We start from the raw sequence: 16,616 nt of genomic DNA on the forward strand, positions 1-16,616 counted from the left end.
TATTGCTGCAATAAGCATTTGCCGGGCATCGGCCGAAGGAGACGCCAGGCGCCCCGCAGGCAGGGGCGACGCCGCATATGACGCATTGCAGGGGCGATGGCGACGCCTTCCTGCAACGCGAAGGATTTACGCGACGGGTGCCATTAGCGCGTTTTCTGCGCCATCTGCCAGGCCGCAGACAGATTCACACGCTGCCAGAACTGCTGGTCGGCGGTCTCGCCCGACAGCGGATAGCCTGCCGGCAGCGCGGTTTTCACCAGCAGCGCCCGGCGCTGGGCGGCGGACAGATGAGGCAGCGCGGTTTCCAGCAGGACTTCCGCCCCTTCCGGCACTTTCAGGCTCTGCTTCTCGCCCTTCTGCTGCGGCAGGTCATAGGTCATCGTGAAACGGTAGAAATCGCGCATCGCCGGATCGCGATACGGGTCGTCTTTTCCGGCCGGCTTCGCGCATTCCGCCAGCGAGGTACCGCACTCTTTTTCCAGCGCGGCGCGCAGCTGATCGCGCGCCTCATTAAACAGCGCACGGTACTTCGCGTCGTTGAGGTAATGCGCGACGTTGCGCTGCGCCACCATCCGTGATCCCATGACATCCAGCGGGTAGTGAACGCCAAGCACGATGCGGGAATAGCCGTAGCGCGCGCCGCGGGTGACTAGCGCATCAAAGCGTTCCGGGATCATTTCCGCCATCAGCAGCGCATCGGTGTAGCCGGTGTTGGTGTGTCCGCTGGGGAAGGAACCGCCGTCGGCGGTGTAAGGCTGGTTGTCCTTGATAACCACATCGTCCGGCACCAGATGAATGGTATTGCCCTGAATCAGAAACGGACGCGGGTTGTTAAAATGCTTTTTCGCCGCCCCGGTGCTGACTTCACTGGCCTTAATCAGCGCCGCGGCTTTCCCCAACTCACCTTTGTCGTAGGCCGTGAGGAACGCTTTGCCGAGCCGCGGGCCCAGCGCATCGCTGAGGAAATAGAGATAGCTAATCCCCTCCGCATCCGCCAGCGCCTGATGGCGGGTAGCCTGCGTCGCATCGCGGTTAATCGCGGTCACCGTCGCCAGGTTATCCTTCACCACCGAATCCGGGAGCTTGCTGAAGGCGCCAAGCAGCGCGATGCCCGCCTGCTGATTCGCTTTCTCCTGGAAGTCATAGCCGCTGGCCTTCAGCCAGGCCTTATCCGCCTGGGTTTTGCTCTGTTTCGCATGGGCGAGCTGACCGCGGGTGAGCGTGGCGGCATCGCCCTTCAGCGCAGCGCGCAGCTGCGCCAGCGCCTGACCTTCGAGACCGTCAAACGCCGGGCTGGCCGCCGCGGGCGTCACGCTGGCCGCGATCGCCGCCGCCTGATTCAGCGGAACCTCTTTCGCCAGAGTCGGCAGCGCCAGAATTAACGCCGAGGTCAGGAGTGTGATTTGCAGTTTCATTATTTTTCCTTTTATTCAAACAATTACCTTGTCTTCACGCGACGCTAGCGCTGATATTTGACGTTTTTATGACACGGTCATGTTTTGCAACGCTTTTGACCTCATTGAAACAGCTCGGCGCTACAGCGGTAATCTGCACGGATCTGCGGTAAACTATCGGTCATCTTGTTTAATTCCCGGAATCTCTGCATCCATGCTCAGTTATCGCCACAGCTTTCACGCAGGCAACCACGCCGACGTCCTTAAACACACCGTTCAGAGTCTAATCATTGAATCGCTGAAAGAGAAAGAAAAACCGTTTCTCTATCTGGACACTCACGCCGGCGCGGGCCGCTATCAGCTGAGCGGCGAGCACGCCGAGCGTACGGGTGAATACCTGGAAGGCATTTCCCGTATCTGGCAGCAGGACGACCTGCCGGCCGAGATGGCAGCCTACATTTCCGTCATCCAGCATTTCAACCGTAGCGGCCAGTTGCGATACTACCCGGGCTCTCCGCTGATCGCCCGCCAGCTGCTGCGCGAGCAGGACAGCCTGCAGCTGACCGAGCTGCACCCGAGCGATTTCCCGCTGCTGCGCTCAGAATTCCAGAAAGACGCGCGCGCGCGCGTGGAAAAGTCCGATGGTTATCAGCAGCTGAAGGCTAAGCTGCCGCCGGTGTCCCGTCGCGGCCTGATTCTTATCGATCCGCCGTACGAGATTAAAAGCGACTACCAGGCGGTCGTGACCGGTATCCACGAAGGCTACAAACGCTTTGCCACCGGCACCTACGCGCTGTGGTATCCGGTGGTACTGCGCGCGCAGATTAAGCGCATGATCAAAGATCTGGAAGCGACCGGCATTCGCAAAATCATGCAGATTGAACTTGCCGTGCGTCCGGACAGCGACCAGCGCGGCATGACCGCTTCCGGGATGATCGTCATTAACCCGCCGTGGAAGCTGGAACAGCAGATGAACAACGTTCTGCCGTGGCTGCATAAGAAGCTTTCGCCGACCGGCATCGGACACGCCACCGTCGGCTGGATCGTACCGGAGTAATCACAGCCATCGGTGGAACCTTTTACGCCTCGCGCTACAATCGCGGTCATTTAACGATTAAGGGCCTACCAGGATAGGTCTTCTAAGGATACAGGCTATGAGCAAACATTATGATTACATCGCTATCGGCGGCGGCAGCGGCGGCATCGCCTCCATCAACCGTGCGGCAATGTATGGCCAGAAGTGCGCGCTGATTGAAGCTAAAGATCTCGGCGGCACCTGCGTCAACGTCGGCTGCGTGCCGAAGAAAATCATGTGGCATGCGGCGCAAATCCGCGAAGCTATCCATCTGTATGGCCCGGACTACGGTTTCGATACCACCATTAACCACTTCGACTGGGACAAACTGGTGGCCAGCCGCAGCGCATATATCGACCGGATCCACACCTCCTACGACAACGTATTAGGCAAAAACAAGGTGGATGTCATCAAAGGCTTCGCCCGTTTTGTGGATGCCAACACCGTGGAAGTGAATGGCGAAACGATCACCGCCGATCATATTCTGATCGCCACCGGCGGCCGCCCGAGCCATCCGTCTGTTCCGGGTGCTGAGTACGGCATCGACTCCAACGGCTTCTTTGAGCTACCGGCTCTGCCGAAGCGCGTCGCCGTGGTGGGCGCGGGCTATATTGCCGTTGAGCTGGCGGGCGTGATTAACGGCCTCGGCGCCGAAACGCACCTGTTCGTGCGTAAACATGCGCCGCTGCGCAGCTTCGATCCGCTGATCGTCGATACCCTGGTGGAAGTGATGAACACCGAGGGGCCGCAGCTGCACACGCACGCCATCCCGCAGGCGGTGGTGAAAAACGCGGACGGCAGCCTGACGCTACAGCTGGAAGATGGCCGGAGTCAGACCGTGGATTGCCTGATCTGGGCCATTGGTCGTGAGCCGGAGACCGATAATTTCAACCTCGCAGCCGCTGGCGTAAAAACCAACGACAAAGGCTATATCGTGGTGGATAAATTTCAGAACACCAACGTACCAGGGATCTACGCCGTGGGCGATAACACCGGGGCGGTGGAGCTGACGCCGGTGGCGGTAGCCGCGGGTCGCCGGTTGTCCGAACGCCTGTTCAACAACAAGCCGCAAGAGCATCTGGATTACAGTAATATCCCGACCGTGGTCTTCAGCCATCCGCCGATCGGCACCGTTGGTTTAACCGAGCCGCAGGCGCGCGAGCAGTATGGCGATGACGCCGTGAAGGTGTATAAATCGGCCTTTACCGCGATGTATACCGCCGTCACCTCGCACCGCCAGCCGTGCCGCATGAAGCTGGTATGCGTCGGTCCTGAAGAAAAAATTGTCGGTATTCACGGCATCGGCTTCGGCATGGATGAAATGTTGCAGGGCTTTGCGGTAGCGCTGAAAATGGGCGCGACCAAGAAGGACTTCGACAATACCGTGGCGATTCACCCGACCGCCGCGGAAGAGTTCGTGACCATGCGTTAATCTCTTCGGCCCCGTGTTCTCACGGGGCTTTTTTTATGCGCTCATCGCCTGCCGTCCAGGTCGATTTCGCGCCCTGGTGTTGCAAAATCGCGTGCCCGATGTAGTTACTCCAGTTAAAGCTGTTTTGCAGTACCACCACCGCATTCTGATTCGCCTTATCAAAACCGATATAGCCCACCTGGTAGTGATTTTTTGCCCGCCGAGCGTATCCGCCGTGATGGGATAGCGGTTTTTGGCGTCGGTCACGCCGTAGCAGTGAAACTCCGCCCGACCAGCGCGGTTGCCTCAGAGGGGGCGCTCATTTGCGAGAGTGTTCCGGAGCATCCTACAAGCAGCAGAGACGCCAATAGCACAGGGCTCAACTGCCTGTTCAAACCATACCTTCCTGTGGTACTGAAACCAATGAGGGGAATTAAAGACGCCGGGATCGTAGCGGCTGTCAACGATCATTGCAAAGCGAACAGGCTGAAATCATCCGCGCAATGACGCCCGTCCGGCCATCTTTACCTTCGCCCTCAGGCGGTACCATTATTGCCATGCCGCATAAACGCCGGTCGCTGATTGAGCGTCCGGTACCAGCGCTCAACCGCCGGCAGCTCCGGATGGGCAAACGGCGTCATTTTCCAGCGGTGCACCGACAGACCCAGGACGATATCCGCCAGCGTAAACTGCGGGCCGGCTATCCATGCGCCGGTACGTTGCAGCTGTGATTCCACGATCTGTACGCAGCGGGTCCAGGCGGCAATACTCTCCTTCATCGCCGTCGGGTCCTGAAAACGCGGATCTTTGCGCACCAGGCCCATAAAAGCATAGCGCCAGGCATTGTTAAACTCCGTGGCCTGCCAGTCCATCCAGCGCTCGATATCCGCTGCTCCCTGTGGCGTAACCGGTAGCAAATCCTCACGCCCGGCTTTACGCGTCAAATAGCGGCAGATGCTGTTTGACTCCCACAGCACGAAATCATCGTCCAGCAGCACCGGCACCAGGGCGTTTGGGTTCAGGGCACGAAATTCGGCGGTATCGACCGGCTGGAAACCGCTGCCGTAATCCTCCTGCTGATAAGTCAGACCGACTTCATCGCAGGTCCATAACACTTTACGCACGTTAATTGATGAGCGTTTGCCCAGTATTTTTAGCATCGTGACATCCTTAAGCGAAGGAACGTGACTTCCACCCTACTCTATCCGGCGACAAAGAGGCAGCCTGCCGGATAATGTGTATAGTTGATTGCAGCCTTTTTTGCTGACACAGGGAACCCGCCATGCTGACTCCGTTTACTGTTTTCACTCCGGGCAACATCCGTTTTGGCCGGGGTCTTGCCGGGAGCGCCGCCCCCTGGCTGGCCCAGCGCGCCGCGAAAGTGCTGCTGGTCCACGGCGCCAGCCCGCAGCGGGCCGCATTGTTGCTGGCCGAACTGCGCGCGCATCATCTGGCGGTCGTCACACTCGCCGTTGCCCATGAACCGACGCTGGAAGATATTGAGCAGGGGGTGCGTCTGGCGCGCGAGCATGCCATCGACGCCGTCCTGAGCCTTGGCGGCGGCGCCGTTATCGATGCCGGCAAGGCTATCGCCGCGCTGGTGCCGGCATCGGGGCCGATCGTTGACTATCTGGAAGTGGTGGGCAATGGCCGGATACCCGAAGCGCATCCGCTGCCGTTTGTCGCCATCCCGACCACCGCCGGTACCGGGGCAGAAGTGACGAAAAATGCGGTGATCAACGTCACGCAGCAGCGGCGGAAAGTCAGCCTGCGCGACGATCGGATGCTGCCGGACCTGGCCATCGTCGACCCGGCGCTGACCGACAACGCTCCGCGCGCGGTGACGCTCGGCTCCGGCCTTGACGCGATAACCCAGCTCATTGAGCCCTGGCTCTGTACCCGCGCCAATCCTTTTACCGATGCGCTTTGCCGGGCCGCTATTCCACGGGGAATCAAAGCGCTGCGCACGCTGATGGAAAAAGAGTGCCCGGACAGCCGCGATGAGATGGCCTGGGTCAGTCTGTGCGGCGGCCTGGCGCTGGCCAATGCCGGTCTTGGCGTCATTCATGGACTGGCTGGCCCGCTGGGGGGGCTGAGCAATGCTTCCCATGGCGCGCTCTGCGGCAGCCTGCTGCCTTACGGCCTGGCGCTCAATGAGTCACAGGTCAGCAACAGGGCTATCCGCGGGCGCTTCGCTGAAGTCCGCCAGTGGCTGGCGGACGGGCTTGACGTCGAGCCGGCGACCGCCTGGGATAGCCTGCGCGAATGGAGCCGCGGCGCCGGGCTGGGGAATCTGCGCGAACTGGGCGTGCCGCACGAGGCCCTGGAGCCTGCGGCGCTGGCAGCCAGCAGCTCCTCCTCAATGAAAGCGAATCCGGTGCCTCTGGATAGCGAGCAGCTGCTGGAGATGCTGGAAGCGGCGTGGGAGTAACGCCGCTCTACCCGGCAGTATTAGATTTTGTTGCAAAACGATTGCTCCGAATTTCTCTCTTTGCTTCGGGGCAATTTACTTTAAAAAAATCAATAAATTAATAATCCTGGCACGTCAATGCACCGTTAAAAATCGTGACCTGACGCACACTTTTATTTCCAGACACCGAAGCGAGTGACTACGCTTAATAGTCAGGCCGGGAGAGGCCCGGCGCCCTGAACTGACGCGATCCGGAGGTCCATATCACGATGTCCAGCCAGATATTACGCAACGATAATGGCGATAAACCGAAGATCGAGCGCGATCTGTGCTATGAAGCCGATCCGTATGAGTTAAAACTGGATGAAATGTTCGATGCCGAACCGGAGCCGGAGATCATCGAAGGCCTGCCGGCCTCTGATGCTCTGACGCCTGCCGACCGCTATCTGGAACTGTTTACCCACGTGCAGAAATCGCGGATCTTCGCCGACAGTAAAACCTTCCCCGACTGCGCGCCAAAGCAGGATCCGCTGGATATCTTGATCCACTACCGGCGGGTGAAGCACCAGCCAGGATTCGACCTGCGCCAGTTTGTTGAAGAGCACTTCTGGATGCCGGACAACCGCACTGACGACTACGTGTCCGATCCCCGGCTATCGCTGAAAGAGCATATCGATAACCTCTGGCCCGTTCTCACCCGCGAGCCGCAGGATCATATTCCCTGGTCATCGCTGCTGGCGCTGCCGCAGTCCTATATCGTGCCCGGCGGACGCTTTAGCGAAACCTACTACTGGGACTCCTACTTCACGATGCTGGGGCTGGCGGAAAGCGGCCGCGAAGACCTGCTGAAATGTATGGCGGACAACTTCGCGTGGATGATTGAGACCTACGGCCATATTCCCAACGGCAACCGCACCTACTATCTCAGCCGCTCGCAGCCGCCGGTGTTTGCCCTGATGGTAGAGCTGTTTGAGGAGGATGGCGTGCGCGGCGCGCGGCGCTACCTCGATCATCTGAAGCTGGAGTACCAGTTCTGGATGGACGGCGCTGACTCATTGATCCCCAACCAGGCCTATCGCCACACGGTGCGTATGCCGGACGGCTCGTTACTCAATCGCTACTGGGACGACCGCGATACGCCGCGGGATGAATCGTGGCGGGAAGATGTCGAAACGGCAAGACACTCTGGCCGCCCGGCCAACGAGGTGTACCGTGACCTGCGCGCCGGCGCGGCCTCCGGCTGGGACTATTCCAGCCGCTGGCTGCGTGATATCACCCGGCTGGCGAGCATCCGTACCACCCAGTTTATTCCGATCGATTTAAACGCCTTTTTGTTCAAACTGGAAAACACCATCGCCAATCTTTCCGGCCTGAAAGGCGACCGGGAAACGGAGGCGGCCTTTCGCCAGAAGGCCAGCGATCGCCGGTCAGCGGTAAACCGCTATTTATGGGATGAAGAGGGCGGCTGTTTTCGTGATTACGACTGGCGACGCGAACAGCAGGCGCTCTTTTCCGCCGCCAGCATCGTCGCGCTGTATGTCGGCATGGCCACGCACCAACAGGCAGACCGACTCGCCGATGCGGTACGTGCTCGTCTGCTGACCCCCGGCGGCATCATGGCCACCGAATATGACAGCGGCGAACAATGGGATAAGCCCAACGGCTGGGCGCCGCTACAGTGGATGGCGATCCAGGGGTTTAAACTGTACGGCCAGGACCCGCTCGGCGACGAAATTGCCCACAGCTGGCTGCAAACGGTGAACCATTTTTACAAGCAGCACCATAAGCTGATTGAGAAGTATCATATCGCCGGCGGGGTGGCCCACGAAGGCGGCGGCGGCGAATATCCGTTACAGGATGGCTTCGGCTGGACCAACGGCGTGGCGCGTCGGCTGATAGGACTGTACGGGGAACCCTTATAACCAGGTGCTGTTCCGACCATTCATGTCCTGCTATGGTCATAGCATCTCACTTCGCAGGAATTGTTTTCATGACCGAATTGCTTACGCCACGGCTGCACTGTTCACAGCTGAAGCAGGAGGACTGGTCTTTTTTTCTCGCTCTGCAAAGAGATCCGCAGGTGATGCTGTATATCGCCGATTCACGCCCACTGTCTGAAATACGCGAGGCCTTCGATTCGCGTATTTTACCGTGGTCGCCAGGGGCAAAACAGTGGCTGAGCCTGGTCGTGCGCGACAGGGTAACCCGCATACCGCTGGGGCTGACCGGCTACCAGCACCATGAAGGCGGTTGTGCCGAAGTGGGTTTTTTATTTACTCCGACCGCGCAGGGATGCGGCTATGGTTATGAATCCCTGCGCGCGCTCTGTGATTTTGCCTTCAGCACCGGAGGCGTGCGTAGACTGACCGCCACGGTCACCGCCGGAAACTTAGCGTCGCGAAATCTGCTGCAGAAAACCGGTTTCCTGCAGGAGGGTGAGCTGCGCGAATGCTACTGGCTGAACGGACGCTGGCATAATGACTGGCTGTTTGGCCTGCTGCGTCGCGATTATCACACGCTGAACCTATAAGCGGGACGCAACGCCTCTTCGCAGCGGGAGAGGCGGTTACGATTACAGGAACATGCCGCCGGAAACTTCCACGCGCTGCGCGTTCATCCATCTCAGGTCATCGCTCAACAATGCCGCAATCGCATCGCCGATATCATCTGGCAACCCGACCCGTCCCAGCGCCGTTTGCGCCGCAATATGCTGATTAACCTGAGCATTATCGCGCACCATTCCGCCGCCAAAATCGGTTTCTATCGCCCCTGGCGCGATAATGTTGACGGAAATCCCGCGCGCGCCCAGCTCCTTCGCCTGATAGCGGGTCAACACCTCCATCGCCCCTTTCATCGCCGCATAGGCGGCATAGCCCGGCAGCGCGAAACGGGCCAGCCCGCTCGACACGTTAAGGATACGTCCCTTATCCGCCAGAAGCGGCAGCAGGCGCTGGGTCAGGAAGAACGGGCCTTTAAACTGAATGTTCATCAGCTCATCAAATTGTGCTTCGCTGGTCTCAGCAAAGGGGACGTTTAAACCGATTCCGGCGTTGTTTAATAAATAATCAAAGGTGTCGCGCTGCCAGCGCTGTTGCAGCAGCTGAGCCACATTCTGCGCGAAAGTGTCAAAGCTCGCCGTATCACCGACGTTCAATGCCAATGCCGCCGCTTTTACCCCTTGTTGCTCAATTTCATCCACTACTTGCTGGGCAGCCTGCGGGTTGCTGTGCCAGGTGAGAATAATATCGGTTCCCTTCTCTGCCAGCTTCAGCGCTGCATTTTTTCCCAGTCCACGGCTGCCGCCGGTCACTAAAGCGATACGTTGTGTCATCAGAAAGCCCTTTCTCAGTTGCGTTTGTCTGGTTAAAGAGCTTATTAGCTGCCAGTAAAACAATAAATGCGCTAAATTACGTTTTACTGTTCCAGTATTAACAATAATAGAGTTTCGGTATGGATAAAATTCACGCAATGCAGCTGTTCATCCGCGTCGCGGAGCTGGAGAGTTTTTCCCGCGCCGCCGAAACCTTAAGCCTGCCGAAAGGGAGCGTCTCGCGCCAGGTTCAGGCGCTGGAAAACCATCTCGGCGTGCGCCTGCTGCACCGCACCACGCGCCGGGTACAGCTCACCCACGACGGAATGGTCTATTACGAACGCGCCAGGGACCTGCTCAGCAACCTCGATGAACTGGACGGCATGTTTCAGCACGATCCGGCGACCATCAGCGGTCGCCTGCGGGTGGATATGCCGGTCGGACTGGCGAGGAAACTGATCATTCCGCGCCTGCCGGCTTTTTTGCAGCAGTACCCGGGTATCGAGCTGGAGCTGAGCAGTAGCGACCGGCTGGTGGATGTGATTCGCGAGGGATTTGACTGCGTGGTGCGCGTCGGTACGCTGAAAGACTCCGGCCTGATCGCCCGCCCGCTGGGTAAGCTGACGCAAATTAACTGCGCCAGCCCGCACTATTTATCACGCTTCGGCTACCCGACCACGCTCGACGATCTGGCCGATCACGCCCTGATCCACTATGCCAGTACTCCCGGCGCCCGCCCGCTGGGGTTTGAGGTGATGAGAGATGGCGTCGTCCAGTGGGTGAAAACCGGCGGTACGCTCACCGTTAACAGCACGGAAACCTATCAGGCCGCCTGCCTGGCCGGGCTGGGCATTATCCAGGTTCCGCGCACCGGCGTCCGCGAGGCGCTGCGTACCGGCGAGCTGATTGACATCCTGCCGCAGTACCGCGCGGAACCGCTGCCGGTATCGTTAATCTATCCGCACCGACGCAACCTTTCCCGCCGGGTACATCTGTTCATGGAGTGGCTGGGGAGCGTGATGAAAGAGTACGTCGATTAAGCGATGCCGCCCTTTACCGACGGCGTCTGGACGCTTCGCAGGTCTATGAAGGATTTTACGTATATAATTTTGAAGAATCTCGCTGTAAAGAAAGGAAGAAATTACTCATGACATCGGAAAACGACGCCAAACGCCCGACCCAGGATCCGGGCCAGCCGCCGGAAAAAAGCAAAAGCCCACTGGCCGCCATCAACGACTCTGCCGTAGCGCAGAAGGCGAATCAGGCGTTAAAAACCGTCACCGGAACAGCAGAAAAAGTCCAGCGGAACCCGATTATTGCGCACCTGCTGCGCGCCGCCGAACGCTTTAACGACAGGATGGGAAACCAGTTCGGCGCGGCCATCACCTACTTCTCGTTTCTGTCGATGATCCCGATTCTGATGGTCTCCTTCGCCGCCGCCGGTTTTGTGCTGGCCTGGCACCCGACGCTGCTGCAGGATATTTTCGATAAAATCCTGCTGAATGTCAGCGACCCCACGCTGGCCGCCACCCTTAAAAACACCATTAATACCGCCATCCAGCAACGTACCGCCGTTGGCCTGGTCGGTCTGCTGGTCGCGCTCTATTCCGGTATTAACTGGATGGGCAACCTGCGGGAGGCGATTCGCGCCCAGTCGCGCGATGTCTGGGAGCGAGCGCCGCAGGACCAGGAAAAGATCTGGATGAAATACTTCCGCGATTTTATCTCGTTGATCGGCCTGCTGGTGGCGCTGGTGGTGACGTTATCGATAACCTCCGTCGCCGGTTCCGCGCAGCAGATGATCATCTCCGCGCTCTATCTCGATAATATTGAATGGTTGCAACCGGCCTGGCGACTGATCGGCCTCGCTATCTCCATCTTCGCCAACTATTTGCTGTTTTTCTGGATCTTCTGGCGTCTGCCGCGCCACCGCCCGCGGCGCAAAGCGCTGATTCGCGGTACCCTGATTGCGGCTATCGGTTTTGAAATCATAAAAATGATCATGACCTGGACACTGCCCGCGCTGGTGAAATCGCCTTCCGGCGCCGCCTTTGGCTCCGTATTAGGCCTGATGGCCTTCTTCTATTTTTTCGCCCGCCTGACGCTGTTCTGCGCGGCGTGGATAGCCACGGCCGACTACAAGGATGACCGTCGCATGCCGGGCAAAGTCCACGATTGATGCCGTATCGGGCTGAAGAAAGGGACAAAATTCAGCCCGAATCATCATTTCAGCAGATAAATCCAACATGTAACTTTTATTTAACCAAATATTGGTTTTATCTACTATAATTTTATTTATGTGAAGCATTTCATAGAAGTTATTTTTCCAGCACGCAAATTATCCGCTTTTTGACCATTTTTTCGCCTCTCGCGCGCTCTGTTACAGATTGAAATGTCCCTTTTGCTGTGGCTATATGGCCTTTCGTTCGCTAAAAATAAGAAAGATCTATGCAAGCCACAGCCAGCACACTCGACAAGACCCAGGAAACTGCTCCGTTTAACTCGCGCAATAAAGTCGTCGTCGCCTCCCTTATCGGCACCGCTATTGAGTTCTTCGACTTTTATATCTATGCCACCGCCGCGGTGATCGTCTTCCCGCATATTTTCTTCCCGCAGGGTGACCCGGCCGCAGCCACGCTACAGTCGCTGGCGACGTTCGCCATTGCCTTCATTGCCCGTCCGATTGGTTCCGCCTTATTCGGCCACTTCGGCGATCGCGTCGGCCGTAAGGTCACGCTGGTCGCTTCGCTGCTGACTATGGGGATCTCCACGGTGGTTATCGGCCTGCTGCCCGGTTACGAGAGCATTGGTATTCTTGCGCCGATGCTGCTGGCGCTGGCGCGCTTCGGCCAGGGTCTGGGGCTGGGCGGTGAATGGGGCGGCGCGGCGCTGCTGGCGACCGAAAACGCCCCGCCGCGCAAGCGCGCGCTGTACGGTTCTTTCCCGCAGTTGGGCGCGCCAATCGGCTTCTTCTTCGCCAACGGCACCTTCCTGCTGCTCTCCTGGCTGCTGACCGACGAGCAGTTTATGGCATGGGGCTGGCGCGTACCGTTTATCTTCTCCGCCGTACTGGTGATTATCGGGCTGTATGTGCGCGTGTCGCTACACGAGACGCCGGTGTTCGCCAAAATCGCCGCCGCGAAGAAACAGGTCAAAATCCCGCTGGGTACCCTGCTGACAAAGCATGTGCGCGTCACCGTCCTCGGTACCTTTATCATGCTGGCGACCTATACCCTGTTCTATATCATGACCGTCTATTCCATGACCTTCAGTACCGGCGCTGCGCCGGTGGGTCTCGGCCTGCCGCGTAATGAAGTGCTGTGGATGCTGATGATGGCGGTGATTGGCTTCGGCGTGATGGTGCCGGTGGCGGGTCTGCTGGCCGATGCGTTTGGTCGCCGTAAGAGCATGATCGTGATTACCTCGCTGATCATCCTCTTTGCGCTGTTCGCTTTTAAACCGCTGCTGGGCTCCGGCCAGCCGGCGCTCGTCTTCGCCTTCCTGCTGCTGGGCCTGAGCCTGATGGGGCTGACCTTCGGTCCGATGGGCGCGCTGCTGCCGGAGCTGTTTCCGACGGAAGTTCGCTACACCGGCGCATCGTTCTCGTATAATGTGTCGTCGATTCTCGGCGCCTCCGTCGCGCCGTATATTGCCGCCTGGCTACAGGGTAATTATGGCCTGATGGCGGTCGGCCTCTACCTCGCGGCCATGGCCGGGCTGACGCTGATTGCGCTGCTGTTGACCCACGAAACGCGCCATCAGTCGCTGTAGTCCCTTGCTGCCCGGCGCGATGCGCCGGGTACGCTTCTTACGCTTTACTTTTTCATCTGCGCTAAAATCTCCCGACACTGATTCGCATCCCCTTGCGCTGGCGATACCAGCGCCAGCAGCGCTGCCGCCGGCGTGACTAATGTTGCCAGCGCCGCCGCTACCGCGCCGCGCGCAATCAGCGGGCCAGCCTTCACTCCGGCATTCGGCGATTGAAAGGTCCCGCGCACGTACAGCGGAGAGCGTAGGGTAATAATACGCACCCCCTTACTCTCCGGGTCGATGGTCAGGTCGAGCTGTTCCGTAGCGAAGCTGGCAGTGCCGGTGACGTTAATCAGCGCATTTTCGGTATCAAAGGCAAAAATCTGCGGCCGCGCCACGCCGTTCGTCACATTGATGTTCGCCGCCGCGCAGTTCACCCGGACCTCATCATCGCCAAATATCTGCCCGATAACATAGTTACCGACGTTCAGGCCGAGGATTTCCATCAGGTTACGGCTAATCAGACCGTCGTTCATCAGCAGCTTCAGATTGCCGTTGCTGTTGCCCAACAGCGCCGCCACCGAGTTACCGCTCCCACGTAGCTGTACGTCGCCATTCATCTCCCCGAGCGTCTTCTGCATCATCTCGACTTTCGGCATCAGGGCCTTCAGCTTCAGACGCCGCGCCTGCAGACTGGCTTCTCCCTGCAGCGGTTTTTTATTGCCCTGCAGATGGACGCTGCCGGCAATGGTGCCGTTCGCCAGGCCAAAGCGCAGCGGCTGCAGGCGCAGATCGCCCCGTTCAAGCAACACATGGGTAGAAAGGTCGCTAATTGGCAAGGTGCCGCCGTGCTCAATCCGCCCGCCCTTAAAGCGTACATCGGCGTCCATCAGCTGCCATTTATCGGTGTCAAAGCGATCGTACGGCAGCACTTTCCCGGCAGGCTGCGGCGAAGCCGTGCCTTTACGCTGCTCGCTTGCGGCAGCTTTTGTGCCCGCATTCACGCCAATGAGCGGGCCGAGATCCGCCAGCCGCAGCTGTTGTGAAGCGACATCGCCCTCCAGCTTCGGCCGCGGTTTGCCGGTACTGTAGGTTAAGGAACCGTGGATATCACTCTCGCCAATACGACCGTTAAAATCACGGTAGGCGAAACGCGCGCCGTTCGCCCCCTGGAAAGTGGCTCGCAGGTGGCCGTCGGTCGAGAAGGCCGGCGTATCCGGCAGCACCACCCCGGTCAGCTCGTACAGGTCGCGCAGCGACGCCCCGGAGAACTGCAAGCGCAGATCCACGCCCCCGAGATTGAGGGGATCGCTGACCGTGCCGCTAAAGGCGACCCGAGTACTGCCGGAGCGAAAGTCCCCCTGCAGCGGGAACGGTTGCCCCTCGCTGCGCAGCGCCAGCATACCGCCGATTTTACCGCTGCCCTGAAGCGGCTGCCCGTGATAGGTCCCCTTCGCCTGCAGGCCAAAAATATAGTCTCCGGCTGCTGGCGCCCCCTCTTTGCCCTTCTCGCCGCTGACCTCGCTGAAGGGCAGCGGCTTGCCGAGCGGATCGACCTGGATCGTGATATCCGCGCGCGTCACCTTGTCATCAATGGCGATCCGCGCGCGATCGAACAGAATATTATCCAGGCGCAAAGACCAGCCGGAAGAGGCGGGCCGTTCGGTAGCAGTGGCGTCGGAGGCCAGCGTAAAGGTCCAGTTATTGTTTTTTTCCGACAACCGGATCAGGCGGGCATCGGGCTGTTCCAGCTTAATCCACGGCAGATAAACGGTTCTGGTAAGCAATGCCAGCGGCGCCAGGGTGGCTTCGACCCGCGGCAGATGCACCATGGTGACCTGAGGGATAGCCGGCGGGTTGCCGAGGACGATATCTTCGGCATGGAGGTGCGGCCAGGGGATCCAGCGCCGCCAGCCGCGCTCATCAGGCTGGCGCGCCCAGACAACGCCGAGGTCGCCGCGAATCGCGAACGGACGATTCAGCTCGGCTGAGACCTTCTGGTTGATCGCCGGTTTCAGGCGATTCCAGTCAAAAGTCGCCAGCACGATGAACAACAGAACGATCGCGACGAGTATCGTTCCCGAGATAATGGCAATCGTTTTACGGGTTCTGGTCATTCCCTCTCCGCTCCTTTTGCGTCTCGTCAGTCCTGAATATAGTCGAAAAGCCCATCTTGCTCTGACAAATGCGCTTTTCGTCACATTCCACGCGTCAGGTCAAAAAAATAATGGAACATTGTTTTAATATAATTGACCATAAAAACAGCCCGGCGCACACTAGCGCTCATTCGATTCCATCTCAGGTCATGATTATGTCTAAAAAAATTGCCGTCATTGGCGAATGTATGATTGAGCTGTCAGAGAAAAACGCGGCGGTAAACCGCGGATTTGGCGGCGATACCTTAAACACTTCCGTCTATATTGCGCGTCAGACCGACGCCGACGCGCTCGCCGTCCACTACGTTACCGCGCTGGGTACGGATGGATTCAGCCAGCAGATGCTGGACGCCTGGCAGCAAGAGAACGTCCACACCACCCTGATTCAACGCATGGCCGATCGTTTACCCGGCCTGTACTACATCGAAACCGACGATACCGGCGAGCGCACGTTTTACTACTGGCGCAACGAGGCAGCGGCAAAATTCTGGCTGGAGAGCGAGCAGGCTGACGCAATCTGCGAAGAGCTGGCCACCTTTGACTATCTCTATCTCAGCGGAATCAGCCTGGCTATCCTCAGCCCGGCCAGCCGTAACAAGCTGCTGACGCTGCTGGGCGCATGCCGCGCCAACGGCGGGAAGGTCATTTTTGATAATAACTACCGTCCACGTCTGTGGGCCAGCCAGCAAGAGACCCGCCAGGTCTATCAACACATGCTGGCCTGCACCGATATCGCCTTCCTGACGCTGGATGACGAAGATGCGCTGTGGGGTGAAAAGCCGGTCGAGGAGGTAATTGCCCGTACTCATGCCGCAGGTGTGCAAGAGGTGGTGGTCAAGCGCGGCGCGGATTCATGCCTGGTTGCGATCGCCGGGCAGCCGCTGCTGGAGGTACCGGCCGTGAAGCTGGCAAAAGAGCGCGTAGTGGATACCACCGCGGCGGGCGATTCGTTTAGCGCCGGCTATCTGGCGGTGCGTCTGACCGGTGGCGATGCGGAGTCTGCCGCCAGACGCGGCCACCTGACGGCCAGCACGGTCATTCAGTATCGTGGGGCGATTATCCCGCGCGACGCGATGCCGCAGTAATCCCGGAAGGGGCTTCACGCCACGG

At 58.8% G+C, this 16,616-nt stretch carries 13 protein-coding genes and 1 pseudogene; 9 read left to right on the forward strand and 5 right to left on the reverse strand.

Annotated elements, in window-relative coordinates; genetic code table 11:
* Nucleotides 1–143 precede the first annotated feature (143 nt).
* A complete protein-coding gene (locus tag FNY10_RS23375) occupies nucleotides 144–1,415 on the reverse strand; it encodes an acid phosphatase (protein WP_160704256.1) in 1,272 nt (423 codons plus the stop codon).
* A gap of 193 nt (nucleotides 1,416–1,608) precedes the next feature.
* Between FNY10_RS23375 and FNY10_RS23380 the strand changes: the two genes are divergently transcribed.
* Both FNY10_RS23380 and gorA read left to right on the forward strand, forming a co-directional pair.
* On the forward strand, nucleotides 1,609–2,451 hold the full coding sequence (locus FNY10_RS23380) for a 23S rRNA (adenine(2030)-N(6))-methyltransferase RlmJ (RefSeq protein ID WP_100683014.1): 843 nt from the start codon (nucleotides 1,609–1,611) through the stop codon (nucleotides 2,449–2,451).
* A 97-nt stretch (nucleotides 2,452–2,548) separates the two neighbouring features.
* Nucleotides 2,549–3,901, forward strand: coding sequence for a glutathione-disulfide reductase (gene gorA, locus FNY10_RS23385; RefSeq protein ID WP_141963150.1), 1,353 nt, complete (start codon nucleotides 2,549–2,551; stop codon nucleotides 3,899–3,901).
* Nucleotides 3,902–3,920: 19 nt separating this feature from the next.
* Here the strand turns inward: gorA and FNY10_RS23390 are convergent.
* Nucleotides 3,921–4,111: pseudogene (locus FNY10_RS23390) on the reverse strand (serine hydrolase); the annotation flags it as partial.
* A 305-nt stretch (nucleotides 4,112–4,416) separates the two neighbouring features.
* Nucleotides 4,417–5,040, reverse strand: a complete 624-nt coding sequence (locus FNY10_RS23395; RefSeq protein WP_131049189.1) for a glutathione S-transferase family protein — start codon at nucleotides 5,038–5,040, stop codon at nucleotides 4,417–4,419.
* Between the two features lie 122 nt (nucleotides 5,041–5,162).
* On the opposite strand from FNY10_RS23395, the gene FNY10_RS23400 reads away from it, so the two are divergent.
* The 3 genes from FNY10_RS23400 (at nucleotide 5,163) to FNY10_RS23410 (ending at nucleotide 8,820) form a co-directional block, all read left to right on the forward strand.
* Nucleotides 5,163–6,311, forward strand: coding sequence for an iron-containing alcohol dehydrogenase (locus FNY10_RS23400; RefSeq protein ID WP_131049190.1), 1,149 nt, complete (start codon nucleotides 5,163–5,165; stop codon nucleotides 6,309–6,311).
* Nucleotides 6,312–6,559: 248 nt separating this feature from the next.
* Nucleotides 6,560–8,212 (forward strand): alpha,alpha-trehalase, encoded by a 1,653-nt coding sequence (locus FNY10_RS23405; protein WP_131049191.1) that lies wholly within the window; start codon nucleotides 6,560–6,562, stop codon nucleotides 8,210–8,212.
* A 68-nt stretch (nucleotides 8,213–8,280) separates the two neighbouring features.
* On the forward strand, nucleotides 8,281–8,820 hold the full coding sequence (locus FNY10_RS23410; protein ID WP_131049192.1) for a GNAT family N-acetyltransferase: 540 nt from the start codon (nucleotides 8,281–8,283) through the stop codon (nucleotides 8,818–8,820).
* A gap of 42 nt (nucleotides 8,821–8,862) precedes the next feature.
* Here FNY10_RS23410 and FNY10_RS23415 read toward each other — a convergent pair whose 3' ends face one another.
* Nucleotides 8,863–9,621 carry an SDR family oxidoreductase gene (locus tag FNY10_RS23415; RefSeq protein WP_160704254.1) on the reverse strand — a complete coding sequence of 253 codons (759 nt, stop codon included), beginning with the start codon at nucleotides 9,619–9,621 and terminating at the stop codon, nucleotides 8,863–8,865.
* A gap of 119 nt (nucleotides 9,622–9,740) precedes the next feature.
* On the opposite strand from FNY10_RS23415, the gene FNY10_RS23420 reads away from it, so the two are divergent.
* The 3 genes from FNY10_RS23420 (at nucleotide 9,741) to FNY10_RS23430 (ending at nucleotide 13,371) form a co-directional block, all read left to right on the forward strand.
* Nucleotides 9,741–10,640 (forward strand): LysR family transcriptional regulator, encoded by a 900-nt coding sequence (locus tag FNY10_RS23420; protein WP_160704252.1) that lies wholly within the window; start codon nucleotides 9,741–9,743, stop codon nucleotides 10,638–10,640.
* Between the two features lie 107 nt (nucleotides 10,641–10,747).
* On the forward strand, nucleotides 10,748–11,779 hold the full coding sequence (gene yhjD, locus FNY10_RS23425; protein ID WP_100683006.1) for an inner membrane protein YhjD: 1,032 nt from the start codon (nucleotides 10,748–10,750) through the stop codon (nucleotides 11,777–11,779).
* Between the two features lie 269 nt (nucleotides 11,780–12,048).
* Nucleotides 12,049–13,371, forward strand: a complete 1,323-nt coding sequence (locus FNY10_RS23430; protein WP_160704250.1) for an MFS transporter — start codon at nucleotides 12,049–12,051, stop codon at nucleotides 13,369–13,371.
* A 44-nt stretch (nucleotides 13,372–13,415) separates the two neighbouring features.
* Here FNY10_RS23430 and FNY10_RS23435 read toward each other — a convergent pair whose 3' ends face one another.
* On the reverse strand, nucleotides 13,416–15,467 hold the full coding sequence (locus FNY10_RS23435) for an AsmA family protein (protein WP_160704248.1): 2,052 nt from the start codon (nucleotides 15,465–15,467) through the stop codon (nucleotides 13,416–13,418).
* A 194-nt stretch (nucleotides 15,468–15,661) separates the two neighbouring features.
* Here FNY10_RS23435 and FNY10_RS23440 point away from each other — a divergent pair, with 194 nt between their 5' ends.
* A complete protein-coding gene (locus FNY10_RS23440; protein ID WP_141963131.1) occupies nucleotides 15,662–16,591 on the forward strand; it encodes a sugar kinase in 930 nt (309 codons plus the stop codon).
* Nucleotides 16,592–16,616 lie beyond the last annotated feature (25 nt).

This window comes from Klebsiella sp. Lac1 (assembly GCF_009825425.1).
Taxonomy (GTDB): domain Bacteria; phylum Pseudomonadota; class Gammaproteobacteria; order Enterobacterales; family Enterobacteriaceae; genus Klebsiella; species Klebsiella electrica.